The organism is Anaerobacillus sp. CMMVII (genome assembly GCF_025377685.1).
Lineage (GTDB): Bacteria > Bacillota > Bacilli > Bacillales > Anaerobacillaceae > Anaerobacillus.
Genome location: NZ_JACEHK010000016.1, coordinates 184,274 through 197,624, shown reverse-complemented (window position 1 = coordinate 197,624; position 13,351 = coordinate 184,274). Strand labels below are relative to the sequence as shown.

Genomic DNA, 13,351 nt, shown 5'->3' with positions numbered 1-13,351 from the left:
GACGAAGGTGATTTTCTATATGTTTATATGGTTAGTAAGCCTTTTTTCACTAAATGATCAACAGCTGTCAAGATCCCTATTTTTACGTGCCCATAGGTAAGCCCTCCTTGAACATAAGCAACATATGGTGGGCGGAGCGGACCATCAGCCGAAAATTCTATACTAGCTCCTTGGATAAACGTTCCCGCTGCCATAATTACCTCATCTTCGTATCCTGGCATAGAGCTAGGGTACGGAACCACATGGGCATTTACTGGGGCCGCTTGTTGGATCCCTTGGCAAAAGGCAATCATTGTTTCTGAATGATTAAATTGTACCGATTGGATTAAATCTGTTCTCGTAGCATCCCAGCTTGGATTTGTTGAAAACTGCAGCTTTTCAAGAAATGCAGCGGTAAAAACAGCACCTTTTAATGCTTGACCGACAGTATGCGGTGCAAGAAAGAACCCTTGGTACATTTCTTGTAAACTATATAATGAGGCTCCACCTTCTTTTCCGATACCAGGAGCTGCAAGGCGATAAGAAGCTAAGTCAACCAGCGCTTCTTTCCCAACAATATAGCCACCCGTTTTCACTATTCCACCACCAGGGTTTTTAATTAGGGACCCTGCAATCAGGTCAGCTCCTACATGACAAGGCTCTAAGGTCTCGACAAATTCTCCATAACAATTATCAACAAAAACAATTACATCTTTCTTAATCTCTTTCACAAATGCGATCATTTCCTTGATCTCGCTTATTGTATAGGAAGGACGATTGGCATACCCCTTGGACCTTTGTATGCCAATTACTTTTGTCTCACTCTTTATTCTGTTAGCAACTTCAGCGAAGTCTACTCTACCTTCCGCAGTTAGCTCGACACAACCGTAGGTTATTCCAAATTCTTTCAACGATCCGTTCCCGTGACCTCTACTCCCTACCACTTCTTCTAACGTATCGTAAGGCTTTCCTGTAATATATAATAATTCATCACCCGGGCGTAAAACTCCAAACAAACAAGTCGCTATCGCATGCGTGCCTGAGATGATCTGAGGACGTACAATCGCTGCTTCACCTCCGAAAACACGGGCATAGATTGATTCTAAAGTATCCCGACCGACATCGTCGTAACCATAACCAGTGGATGGAGTAAAATGAAAATCAGAGACTTGATGATCGCGAAACGCCTGCAATACATGCAATTGGTTTTCTTCCATCGTCTCTTCAATCTTGTTATGTATTGCTTTTATTTTTTCTTCGACTTCTTTCACTATTTGTTTTAATTTTTCACCATTCGAAAATTGTTCGTACATAATTACTCCTTTTATGCTTGAAATTGTTGTAATTGTTTATAGGTAGTAGAAAGGGGTGGCACATAGCCTCTTACCAGATAGCTTTCTACTTCTTCTACCCACTCTCGTTTCTCAATAATCGCCCCCATTTGCACACTTGTTAGAAATTTTCCATGGCTAGCAGGGATTTTCGCTTCAAAATATTTGAAATTTTGTTTAAGTTCCTCTTCAATTCTAAGGAGGAGTTTCTCTAAATCAGCTTGTTGCAACGCAGAAATAATGGTTGATTTCTTCCCTTCTGTCGGGACAAATTGTGCGGTCATAGCATCGCGTTTATTATATACTGTAAGCATTGGTACATCTTTGACATCGAGTTGGTCTAATAATGACATTACGGTTGCTTCATGATTAAAGTAATCCTCACTAGAAGCATCAACTACATGCAATAAAAAATCTGCTTCACGTACTTCTTCTAACGTCGAACGAAATGCCGCTACTAAAGTGGTCGGAAGATCTTGAATAAAACCTACCGTATCTGTTAGCAACGCTTGAAACCCACAAGGTAGCTTTACTCTTCTTGTTAACGGATCTAACGTTGCAAATAATTGATCTTCCGCTAGGGCGTCTGCGACTGTTAAGCGATTATGTATCGTCGATTTTCCGGCATTTGTATAACCAACCAAGGCGATTTGGAACGCTCTATTTTCTTTTCTGCGCTCGCGATATAAGGCACGATGCTTAACGATCGATTTTAATTGCTCCTTAATTTCATCCATTCTACGTCGGATATGACGACGATCGGTTTCAAGCTGAGTTTCACCTGGCCCCCTCGTCCCGATACCACCACCAAGTCTTGATAAGGAGTGCCCTTGGCCAGATAACCTTGGCAACAAATAATTCAACTGCGCTAATTCAACCTGGAGCTTCCCTTCTTTTGATTTTGCTCGCTTAGAAAAAATATCTAAGATAAGCTGCGTTCGATCAATAATTCTAGCAGGAATTAATGCCGTCAAATTTCGAACCTGACTAGTCGAGAGTTCGTCATTAAAAATAACTACATCTATTTCAAGTTCTTCAACTAAAGGAATAATTTCTTCAATTTTTCCTTTTCCAATATAAGTAGCGCGATCTAGGCTATGTCGATTTTGAATGACAGTCGAATGTACAACTCCTCCTGCCGTTTTCGTCAATGCAGCTAATTCCTCCATCGAATAACGAAAACGATCTTCTTGCACTTCTGTTAATTTACAGCCTACTAGCAACACTTTCTCTTCGGTACTTTTCGTTGTTTCAACCAAAGCTTCACAACCTTTTCCTTGAACTTCATCTTTTACGAATATTATTGCCAATCTTTACTATAATCTTTCCAATAAGAAAAGTGCAAGTGCGGTTATTAAAGTTTAATAAACTTTGACTTCCGCTTGCTTGCACGTTTTATTCTTTGATTCGCTCCACATTTATCTAAACTAAAATCCTTCATCTATTTGGTTCTCCACTTTGATATCCTCTTTTGTTAAGGTAAGCAAATCTTTTCGGCCGTATTTCCCTTGATACAATAACCTTACCGCCTGAGCTCTCACTGCCTTCTCAACAATATTCCGGATTAGTCTTCCATTACTAAAATTAAAACTACGCTCAGCCTTTAGGCTCTGTAAATAATCGCGTAATTTCATCTCTGCATCTCTTTCAATGATATACTCGCGATCTTTGACCATCTTTCTAGCAATCTCGATCAACTCATCATTTGTATAATCAGGAAATTTCATTGTAATTGGAAAACGCGAAGGTAAACCTGGATTTAACGAAAGAAAGTGGTCCATCTCTCTAGAGTAACCGGCAAGTATTAACACAAAGTCATGTTGCTGATCTTCCATTGCTTTTACTAGGGTATCAATCGCTTCTTTTCCAAAATCCTTCTCTCCACCTCGAGCAAGAGAATAGGCTTCATCTATAAAAAGAATGCCCCCGACCGCTTTTTCACCAAATCACGAGTTTTTTGGGCGGTATGGCCGATATATTCACCAACTAAATCTGCCCGTTCAACTTCATGTAAATGTCCTTTCGAAAGGACCTCCATTTCTTTAAATAACTTTGCTAACAACCTTGCAACTGTTGTTTTCCCTGTACCCGGATTTCCTTTAAAAATCATATGCAGTACTTGGTTTCCAACTTTTAGACCTTGTTCTTTACGACACTTGTTAATGTAAAGCCAAGCGTAGATTTCTTTAATAAACCGTTTCATTTCTTTTAAGCCGACTAATTCTTCTAGTTCCTTTTCAATTTTTTCAAGAATATAATGTTTTTCTCGATCCGCTTCTGAAAATCCCGTCAACATTTCACTACTCTGCTTTAACTCTTTTTGGTTTAAGACTATATTTATCTGACCTCTTGACTTCACTGACAAGGGTTTTTCCAATCGTTTCACCACCCTATATACAAATTAAAGATTTTTTATTAAGAAAAGCTTTACCCGAAACAAAGCTTTGAGCCGAGTGACACAGGTACTATTGCTTTATGTGCTTTGATCTAAAGGGACGGTAGTCTAATGTCATTATACTCGGTAGCCCAAAAAGGTGACAAATGCCTATTTTTTTCTCGCCTTGACCACATAGAATGGTGTTCTATACAAGGAACTACCAAAAGCAGAGCAGACCTTTTATTGTTCACCTTTTCTTAAATTACCCCTGAAGGATCATAGACTGTTATAATACATATATACCATTATAGGGGAGGGAATTTAATTAGATTTGTTATTTCAAACCTCTTTACCTAGCTTCGTAAAAGACTATCTATTCTCTTTAATAAAGAAGAAACGGAAACCCTCGACAATAAAACGATACATCTATGACCTTGAAGATTTTTTTCTTTGGATGCAAATCGAAAAACATGAACAATCTTTCGCTACCTGGGCCACTTTAACTAAACGTGACATCGAGAATTACATAACCATCCTAACAGATTCGAGAAGATACCAACCAAGAACAACAAAACGGGTACTTACTGTTTTAAATCAGCTTTATAAATATTATGACAACTTAGGCTTATCCAAAAACCCAATTCTTGAGATAAATATGATTGAGCTTGAAGAAGATACGATGACGGATAGTGATTTTTTTAACAAAAGCGGAAATAAAACAGCTGTTCACGTCACTTCGATCAAGCCACAACCTTTCAGAAAATCAACTTAAGACTAGACATTTAATTGTCGATCGTAATGAAACGATTCTTACTTTATTTTTATATTACGGGCTCACGCTTCAAGAATTAACTAGCTTACGAATGAACCAGATCCACTTCGAAACGAATACGATATCCTTAAATACCGCATTAGAGCCAAGAATTATCACACTCTCCTTAGAACATAAACTACTCTTTTATAAGTATTATGAAACGATTCCAACACCTGTTCGACCAAGGTATCATGATAACGATCCTTTTTTAGTTGCTTTTGATTTTCAAAGAGGTACTTTCCGTTGGGTTTATGAAGAAGATAAACCGAAAACGTTAACAGACATTGCTGTACAGAGGATGCTTCAAAAGGAAATAAAACGAAGTGGACTTAGAAAGGGAATTTCGGCTCAACATCTAAGGAATACATTTATTTTAATGGAAATCAGTAAAGATAAGTCGATTAGCGAAATACAAAAAGAATTGGGCTTAAAAACAGAGATTTCCTTAAAAAAATATTTTCAATATGCGAAGGCAAAAGCTTTAAATTAAGAATCTTTTTCGTAAACTTCATGGCTTTGAAGTCGTCATTTGAGAATAAATAGCTTTTTAGGACAAATTTATTTGTCCCATGGCTTATTTATTCTCAAAAGCTTCACGCAAAGCGTGAAGAACCATAAATTCGCTTGGTTACGACCTAAAAGCTAATAGCAACAATCTTTTAGAAAAGCGCGAAATAAAAATAAAAAGCTCCCATTCGGGAGCTTTTGGTAAATACCTCAATGTGCACTTATGCTTCTGGATTTAACGGGACGTTTTTTTGAGGTGAAAATGTTGAGATCGCATGTTTATAAACTAATTGTTGTTTACCTTCAGTTTCTAAAATAACTGTAAAGTTATCAAAACCTTTGATTAAACCTCTTAGTTGAAATCCATTTAAAAGAAAAACGGTAACTGGAATACTCTCTTTTCTAAGTTGATTTAAAAATACATCTTGAATGTTTACCGATTGTTGCTTCATTGAACAGTCCTCCTCTAATATCTATACTTTATATTTCGCCTTTTTTAGAGTCTTTCCTCTATTAATTTAAGAATTTCTTGTTTCTTTTCTGTGAAATTTGCTTCTGATACTTCAAACCAATTGATATCCATTTTATTGCGAAACCAAGTAAGTTGGCGTTTTGCGTACCTTCTTGAATTTTGCTTTAAGGTTTCAATCGCCTGTTCCTTCGTCGTTCGTCCTTCTATGTAGTCATAAATTTCTTTATAACCGATTGCTTGTACTGACTGACAATTGATTACGCCACTCTCATAGAGGTTCTTGGCTTCTTCAATGAGCCCAGCCTCAATCATCAAATCAACTCTAGCATTAATTCGCTCATATAACAAATCACGATCCATCGTTAAACCAATCATGATAACATCATACTGACTTACTTTAGGTTGTTGCTCTTGGAAGTCATAGATCGTTTTATTTGTCACATGATAAACTTCCAATGCCCTAATTACTCTACGGTAATTATTAGGATGGATTGTTTCATAGCTAATGTGGTCAATGTCTTTTAGTTTTTCGTGAAGTCTTTCTACACCAAATTCAGTTACAAACTTTTCCATCTTTTGACGATAGTCAGGATCACTAGGTGCGTCAGGAAAATTGTAATCATAGATAACAGAACTAATATACAAACCAGTTCCACCAACAATTAGAGGGAGTTTTCCTTCTCCATTTAACTTTGAAATTAATGGCTTTACTAAGCTTTGAAATTCTGCGACAGAAAAACTCTCTGTCGGTTCTTTAATATCAATTAAATGGTGAGGAATTCCACCCATTTCAGCGTGAGTAACCTTTGCTGTTCCAATATCCATCCCTTTATAAATTTGCATTGAATCACCGCTAATTACTTCCCCTTTAAGCGATTTCGCTAATTCAACTCCTAATTTTGTTTTGCCGACAGCTGTAGGACCGACAATCACAACAAGCTTTTCTTTCATGAAAGACTCCTTTTTTAACCAATCATAATTCAATCGAAGCGTAATGGAATGGAGAAGTAGTACGTTTGTAAACATTGAAATTAAACTGGTCAAATCGTGTGCTTTTCCAGTGATCTTTTAAAACTACACGTGATTTAGCAACACGCTTTGCCTCTTCAATCGTCTCTCCATCAAGGGGGCGATATATAGCCATATTTCTAATTGGATTGATCCCATCAGAGTCAATCTTCAACTCAAACATGGGGTCAAAATAAACCACGTCAAAGGCGTTCGTTTTTTCGTTCCGTAAGTAGTCAAGATGATCCATGTGAACGACATCGATCCGCTGCATAGCCTCATTTATTTCGACTAAGCCACTATCCCAACTCTTTAGCCCTTCTCTAACGATGTACGCTAGAAAACGATTACCCTCAATCCCAACTACTTTCCCATATTTTCCAACAACTACACTTGATACTATACTATCAGATGCAAGACCCAATGTACAATCGAGGAATGACATTTTTTCGGTCAGTTTCGTCGCTTGTAAAAAAGGACTTGTATCCCCTTTCATAATCCGCTTTACTTTAAACATAGCTGAATTTGGGTGAAAGAACATTGGTACATCAGTTGCTAATTGATATAGCGATAATCGATTAGAGCCTACTACAAAAACATCACAGCCATATTGACCCTGTAAGGCTGATATAGGCCCTTTATCACGGGTAATAAACGGTAAATTAAGGTCTACAGCAACCTGTTTTGCTTTTTTAAGCATTTCTTGAGTTGGTCGCAGTGAAGTTGTTACAATCATTTTTCTCCTCTTATCGTGTTCAAGCCACTTCTCTAAATTTGGCTGTTTCGCAAAGTTTGTTGCTTAAGTACATACTAAGATTTCACTACTTATTTAGTAAGTATCTTTTCTTACTAAATTTATTGGGTGATATCTTCATCTAAAGAATTTTTCCAATTATTTTAGGTTAAAAGCAACAAGTTTTTTTTGTGCGACGAGTAACCGCAGGAGCAATGTTTTAGAAAAGAGCCTTAAATTTAGAAAAACATAGGCCAAAACCAAGTTTTTCTACTATTATAGTCATTTGGATGTTCCCATGCAAATTTTTCTATTCCAACACAACAAAAACATGGCATCATCCTAGGTTTCTTTCAAAAAACTTGCCCCTGCATGAATGAGTATATGCATGGGGCAAGTTTTCGTTTTTTAGATCTCTCTACATAATTCGTTTAAACATTTTTTCCATTTCGTATGTTGTAAAATGTATAAAAATCGGCCGACCATGTGGACATGTAAATGGGTCCTCACACTTTCGAAGTGTTTCAAGGAGGGCAAACATTTCATCATTTCGCAAATACCTATTTGCTTTAATAGAGGCTTTACAAGACATCATGATTGCCGCTTCTTCTCGGAGCTTTGCTAACGATACCTTCTTTCCGGTCAGAACTTCTTCAACGATATCTTTAATAATCTCTTCCTCTAATCCCGCTGGAAACCAAGTTGGGTGCGAGCGGACAATAAAACTATGTTGACCAAATGGTTCCAGAAAAATACCTAGAGCCTGCAGAGAATTTTCATTGGCTTTAATACGGTCCATTTCTGAACCTGTAAACTCAAAAGAAATCGGAACCAATAAGTCCTGTAGCTGTTTTTGATCTTCGCCAACCTTTTCACGATAGTATTCATATTTAATCCGCTCTTGTGCAGCGTGTTGATCAATTAGATATAAACCTTTTTCATTTTGAGCTAAGATATAAGTTCCATGCATTTGTCCAATTGGGTAAAGAACAGGAACTCGTTCTTCTTTCGGCCCTTCGTTTTCATTTACAACACTTTTTTCAACAGTCTGTAAAGGTACATTAAATTTTGGTGTTGAAAAAATCGCCTCAACAACCTCTACTTCTTCGATTTGAGTTTCTCGAAGGAAAATAGTTTCGTTTTTTGGAAAACTCGTTTCTTTATGTTCCTCAGTGATCAAAGGTACCTGATGCTCTAAGGAAAACGTTAACTGCTCCGATTTTTCCTTTTCTACTACTGGCCTTTTCACTTCAGGGATTAACTGAACTTGTTTGAAAATTGACTTAATCGTATCTGTCACAAGCTTATTTAGTTCGTCTTCTTTACTTAAACGAACCTCCAGTTTTGAGGGATGAACGTTAACATCAATTAATGTTGGATCCATCTCTACATGAAGAACGACTACAGGATAACGACCTATTGGTAATAACGTATGGTAGCCATCTTGGATTGCCTTTGTTAACGGAAAGTTTTTTATATATCGATAATTAATAAATGTAGACATATATTGTCTTGATGCTCTAGTAACTTCAGGCTTACACGCATAACCTGAAATCTTAAAATCTAATGATGAGTTCTCAAAATAGAGCATTTGTTTTGCAATATTCATACCATAAATCGCTGCAATCACCTGTCTTAAGTCTCCATTTCCATTGGATGAAAAGACCTTTTTCCCATTATGATCTAAGCGAAACGAAATCTCAGGATGGGCTAGAGCCAACCTGTAAACAAAATCGGTAATATTTCCAAGCTCCGTATGAATCGTTTTCAAATATTTGAGTCTTGCTGGTGTATTATAAAAGAGATTTGTAACTGTAATATCCGTTCCTTTTCTACCAGGCGACGAACCATGCTCAATAATTTTGCCACCTTCAATCACAACAGTTGTACCTGCTGCACCACCAGTACAGCTTTTTAGCTGAAGATGAGCAACAGAAGCAATACTTGGCAACGCCTCACCACGAAACCCTAGAGTGCGGATCCTGAATAAATCTTTATCTGATTTTATCTTACTAGTCGCATGACGATGAAAAGCTAGTAAACAATCATCCTCTTCAATCCCATCGCCATTATCAACTATGCGAATTTTTTGTAGCCCGCCTTCTTCGACTTCAATATGGATAGACGTACTGTTGGCATCAATAGAATTTTCAACTAGCTCTTTTACAATTGATGCGGGACGCTCGACTACCTCACCAGCAGCAATTTTATTGATAAATACTCATCTAATTTAACTATTTTACCCATGGGAGTTTACCCCTTTTCTATTTCGCACTATTTAAGCTTTTTTTGCAATTCATTTAGCTTTTGAATAGCTTCAATTGGAGTGATGTTTAATATATCTAGCTTTTTTAATGAAGCAATCACTTTTTTCTCATCTTCGCTAAAAGAACCTTTTGATTGTTTTTTTGTTACTTCTGGCTTTTCTGCAAATAAAGATAGCTGAATTGGTTGTTCGGTTTCTTGCACTGGTTTTACATGTGATTGATTTTCAAGCTTCGATAAAATTGTCTTTGCTCTTGAAATTACTTGTTCGGGAAGATCTGCAAGCTCTGCAACATAAATACCATAACTTTTATCAGCTTGTCCATCCACAACCTTGTGTAAGAAAACTACTTTACCACTTTCCTCTACGGCACTTACATGAACATTTTTTAAAGAAGAAAGCTCTTCCTCGAGGATGGTTAGCTCATGATAATGGGTAGAAAATAATGTTTTCGCCCCAACTTCTTCGTGGATATATTCGATAATTGCTTGAGCGAGAGCCATACCATCATAGGTTGAAGTCCCCCTACCAATTTCATCTAATAAAATCAAACTTTTTTGAGTGGCTCTAGAGATGGCATTTTTCGTTTCTAACATCTCTACCATAAACGTACTTTGGCCACTTGCTAAATCATCGGCAGCTCCAATTCTTGTAAACACTTGATCAAAAATTGGAATAGACACCTTCTTTGCAGGAACATAACAACCCACCTGCGCTAAAATTGAAATCAATGCTAATTGACGCATATAGGTGCTCTTCCCTGCCATATTAGGACCAGTTATTAATAATATCTCTCTCTCAGAATTCATTTGGACATCGTTTGGAACATATTCTCCTGAACGGAGAACCTTTTCTACCACAGGATGTCGACCTTCAACAATGACGATTTGACGGTCCTCATTAAATTCTGGCTTCGTATAATGATTTTCTTCACTGACTTTCGCAAAGCCTTGTAGGACATCAAGTTCACTAATTTTCTTGGCAACATATTGGAGTTTCGAAATATATTGTTTTACATTCTCACGAATACCCAAAAACAAGTCATATTCTAACTGTTCAATTTTTTCCTCTGCTTCTAGAATCAGAGCTTCTTTGTCCTTAAGCTCTGGAGTAATAAATCGTTCCGCATTAGAAAGCGTCTGCTTTCGCTCATAACGGCCCTCTGGAAGAGTTCCTAGATTTGCTCTTGTCACTTCAATATAATAACCAAAAACCTTGTTATAGCCTACTTTTAATGACTTAATTCCGGTTACTTGTCGTTCTTGTTGCTCTAGTTCAGCAAGCCAACTTTTTCCGTTTCTACTAGCGTCTCGGTATTGATCAAGTTGTTCATTATAGCCATCTCGGATAATTCCACCCTCTTTGATGGAGATAGGAGGATCTTGTTTTAACGATTCTTGTAACATTCTGCAAAGATCTTCGCATAAATCAATATCCCCTACGAGCTGTTCACCATATGGATTACTTAATTCTTGAACCGTAGCTACTATTTTAGGGATTTGCTGCAATGAGCGTTTAAGTTGAACAAGCTCTCTTGCATTCACATTTCCATAGGCTACTTTTCCAGCAAGGCGCTCTAAATCATAAACTTCTTTTAATTGCTCGCGTAATTCTTCCCGCTCGAAAAATTGATCTAGCAAAGTTTCTACCATGCTCAGCCTTTTTTCAATCTGTTCTTGCTTTAATAATGGACGTTCAAGCCATTGCTTTAATAATCTACCACCCATAGCTGTTACGGTCTTGTCTAGAAGCCACAAAAGCGAGCCTTTTTTCTTCTTATCTCGAATCGTTTCAACTAGCTCTAAATTTCGTTTCGAGTGTAGGTCTACTCTCATAAATTCGCTTGGCGTATAATAAATAACAGGTTGCAAATGATCTAACGAACGCTTTTGTGTTTTTACAAGATAGGAACAAAGTCGACCAAAGGTTTCGATTAATTTGCGCTGCCCAAGCCCCTCACATAAAGATAAAAATGCTTCTGGTGGTTGCTCACTATCTTCATATGAATGTGCTACTTGAATTTGTTGGAGCAATTGTTCAATTTTTGCTTCACTATGGTTTGTCGCAAAAATGATTTCTTTTGCTCCAGTAGTCGCTATTTCATTAATCACATCTTGCCAGCTACCTTGTAGGATTGTGATAAAATTTTCCCCAGTCGTTAAGTCTGTCAGAGCAAACCCGTACGTATCGTCGAGGAAGTCAGTTACTGAGGCGATAAAATTATTCTCTTTTTCTTGTAAAACCTTTCCTTCCATCACTGTGCCAGGAGTAATTAATTTAACAACTTCACGCCTCACGACTCCTTTTGCTTGTTTAGGGTCTTCTGTTTGTTCGCAAATGGCTACTTTATAACCTTTTTCAATTAATTGTTGGATATATTGCTCAGCTGCATGATAGGGCACTCCACACATTGGAATTCGTTCACTATCTGCCCCTGCTCCTCGACTTGTTAACGTTATCTCTAGTTCTTGAGATGCAAGCTTCGCATCATCAAAGAACATTTCATAAAAATCTCCTAAACGAAAAAATAAAAAGGCATCTTTATATTGTGCCTTTATCGCAAGATATTGTTTTATCATAGGCGTATGTTCTGCCATAGACTCTTCCCCCATGTCTTTGTATTCAACAGTTAATAGTATACCATAATCATAGAGGAAGCTCGAGAATTTCAAAGATTTTTAAGATATGAAATATAGTCATCAAATAGTGATTTTCCTAGATCCTCCATCAGCATATCTCGATTTTCATTTACCCATTGATCAAATAATTTTTCTCCTTTTTCCTGATTGTAGTAGGCCTTGATAAATTTTTGATCAATTAGTCTTGTTGTGATTTCCTCTGAATTTTTTAGGAGATATTCAACCCATAGCAATAGTGGTAAACAACTAGGGATATGCTGATACCATGTTGGCAGAACCCGATATTCAAAACCTTGGAAATCATTTTCTCGCACCGAACCGAGCCTTCCATAGCTTTGTCTTCGTAACACTGAAGGGTTTCTCTCTACGAGGGCAAAGGGAATTGTTACAAACTGATCAAGTAGCCTAACATGTTGAAATGTAAAAGGAATATTCCCAAAATGGAGATGTCCTCCTAGAAAAAAACGGCCGATTGGATTCGGATCAGTAATAGCGCTTAATTGGTATTTTGCCGCTTGGCTTTCAAATTGTTGGTATAGTGTTAGTAAATTCATATGTAATTCCACCATAGTTACTGCTGGTTTCGGACGAATTTCAACAATCGGATGAAAAACTTGATGATTATTCACAGCAATCGCTTGATCAAAACCAAATTCGTTACTTGTTAATATATCAGCATTCATAAACTTCTTGCTTTTCTCATTTTTCAGCATCAATTCAAGGTCTGCACCAAAGGTTATACCTCTCCTAATAGAATGCTTTTGTATTTCGTATCTGACAAATTCCTGTTGGGTATTTGTTAATTGTTCTACCATTATTTCTTGAATTCGAACGACAACTATATCCTTCTTTCCTACTCGTTTAACAATACACTCTCCCAATGGTATGTTCGTTAAATACAAACAAAGCAAAGCAAATTCTATTAGTTCCTTTTCAAAATAGTATTGGTTTTGTTCAATGTCTTCCCAAATGATCTCATCGCTCCTAAAAAGAGTCCCATGCTTACTCCTTTTAGATGATAATAATGCATAATGAAAAGCTTTTACCTTTACCATATTTCTTCGATTTCCCACATTACTTGTCCCAATTTGAAATTTGTGGTCCTGTAATGTTGAAATTGACTGCTTTGGTAGTTGATACTTAATATTTTTATGAAAGTCATCAATTTCCTTTTTAAGGCTCATAAAATCTTCCTTCCAGATTAGAAAATATTTCACTTTCACCA

At 37.0% G+C, this 13,351-nt stretch carries 9 protein-coding genes and 2 pseudogenes; 2 read left to right on the top strand and 9 right to left on the bottom strand.

Annotation, left to right across the window (positions count from 1 at the left end):
- Positions 1 to 23: 23 nt before the first annotated feature.
- The 3 genes and pseudogenes from H1D32_RS21065 to spoVK all read right to left on the bottom strand — a co-directional run bounded on the left by H1D32_RS21065 (position 24) and on the right by spoVK (position 3,687).
- Complete coding sequence (locus H1D32_RS21065) at positions 24 to 1,292, bottom strand: methionine gamma-lyase family protein (RefSeq protein ID WP_261180164.1); 1,269 nt, start codon at positions 1,290 to 1,292, stop codon at positions 24 to 26.
- An 11-nt stretch (positions 1,293 to 1,303) separates the two neighbouring features.
- On the bottom strand, positions 1,304 to 2,569 hold the full coding sequence (gene hflX / locus H1D32_RS21060; RefSeq protein ID WP_261180254.1) for a GTPase HflX: 1,266 nt from the start codon (positions 2,567 to 2,569) through the stop codon (positions 1,304 to 1,306).
- 168 nt (positions 2,570 to 2,737) lie between these two features.
- A pseudogene (gene spoVK / locus H1D32_RS21055) lies at positions 2,738 to 3,687 on the bottom strand (stage V sporulation protein K).
- 331 nt (positions 3,688 to 4,018) lie between these two features.
- Here spoVK and H1D32_RS21050 point away from each other — a divergent pair.
- Both H1D32_RS21050 and H1D32_RS21045 read left to right on the top strand, forming a co-directional pair.
- The gene (locus H1D32_RS21050; protein ID WP_261180163.1) at positions 4,019 to 4,459 is read left to right on the top strand and encodes a phage integrase N-terminal SAM-like domain-containing protein; all 441 of its coding nucleotides are present in this window, start codon (positions 4,019 to 4,021) and stop codon (positions 4,457 to 4,459) included.
- A complete protein-coding gene (locus H1D32_RS21045; protein WP_261180162.1) occupies positions 4,377 to 4,991 on the top strand; it encodes a site-specific integrase in 615 nt (204 codons plus the stop codon). The genes H1D32_RS21050 and H1D32_RS21045 overlap by 83 nt, the downstream gene beginning before the upstream one ends.
- Positions 4,992 to 5,229: 238 nt before the next feature.
- Here H1D32_RS21045 and hfq read toward each other — a convergent pair whose 3' ends face one another.
- The 6 genes and pseudogenes from hfq to H1D32_RS21015 all read right to left on the bottom strand — a co-directional run bounded on the left by hfq (position 5,230) and on the right by H1D32_RS21015 (position 13,310).
- Positions 5,230 to 5,460, bottom strand: coding sequence for an RNA chaperone Hfq (gene hfq / locus H1D32_RS21040; RefSeq protein WP_071316298.1), 231 nt, complete (start codon positions 5,458 to 5,460; stop codon positions 5,230 to 5,232).
- A gap of 44 nt (positions 5,461 to 5,504) precedes the next feature.
- A complete protein-coding gene (miaA, locus tag H1D32_RS21035; protein ID WP_261180161.1) occupies positions 5,505 to 6,431 on the bottom strand; it encodes a tRNA (adenosine(37)-N6)-dimethylallyltransferase MiaA in 927 nt (308 codons plus the stop codon).
- Between the two features lie 22 nt (positions 6,432 to 6,453).
- The gene (locus H1D32_RS21030; protein ID WP_261180160.1) at positions 6,454 to 7,224 is read right to left on the bottom strand and encodes a class I SAM-dependent methyltransferase; all 771 of its coding nucleotides are present in this window, start codon (positions 7,222 to 7,224) and stop codon (positions 6,454 to 6,456) included.
- A gap of 415 nt (positions 7,225 to 7,639) precedes the next feature.
- Positions 7,640 to 9,468 (bottom strand): annotated as a pseudogene (mutL, locus tag H1D32_RS21025) (DNA mismatch repair endonuclease MutL).
- Between the two features lie 27 nt (positions 9,469 to 9,495).
- Complete coding sequence (gene mutS, locus H1D32_RS21020; RefSeq protein ID WP_261180159.1) at positions 9,496 to 12,084, bottom strand: DNA mismatch repair protein MutS; 2,589 nt, start codon at positions 12,082 to 12,084, stop codon at positions 9,496 to 9,498.
- A 71-nt stretch (positions 12,085 to 12,155) separates the two neighbouring features.
- Entirely contained in the window at positions 12,156 to 13,310 is a 1,155-nt protein-coding gene (locus tag H1D32_RS21015; RefSeq protein WP_261180158.1) for a putative amidoligase domain-containing protein, read from the bottom strand.
- Positions 13,311 to 13,351 lie beyond the last annotated feature (41 nt).

What these genes read in the sequence shown, in the direction of transcription:
- miaA (WP_261180161.1), bottom strand. Translation starts at nt 6,431, where the DNA reads ATGAAAGAAAAGCTTGTTGTGATTGTCGGTCCTACAGCTGTCGGCAAA.
- H1D32_RS21065 (WP_261180164.1), bottom strand. Translation starts at nt 1,292, where the DNA reads ATGTACGAACAATTTTCGAATGGTGAAAAATTAAAACAAATAGTGAAA.
- hfq (WP_071316298.1), bottom strand. Translation starts at nt 5,460, where the DNA reads ATGAAGCAACAATCGGTAAACATTCAAGATGTATTTTTAAATCAACTT.
- H1D32_RS21030 (WP_261180160.1), bottom strand. Translation starts at nt 7,224, where the DNA reads ATGATTGTAACAACTTCACTGCGACCAACTCAAGAAATGCTTAAAAAA.
- mutS (WP_261180159.1), bottom strand. Translation starts at nt 12,084, where the DNA reads ATGGCAGAACATACGCCTATGATAAAACAATATCTTGCGATAAAGGCA.
- H1D32_RS21015 (WP_261180158.1), bottom strand. Translation starts at nt 13,310, where the DNA reads ATGAGCCTTAAAAAGGAAATTGATGACTTTCATAAAAATATTAAGTAT.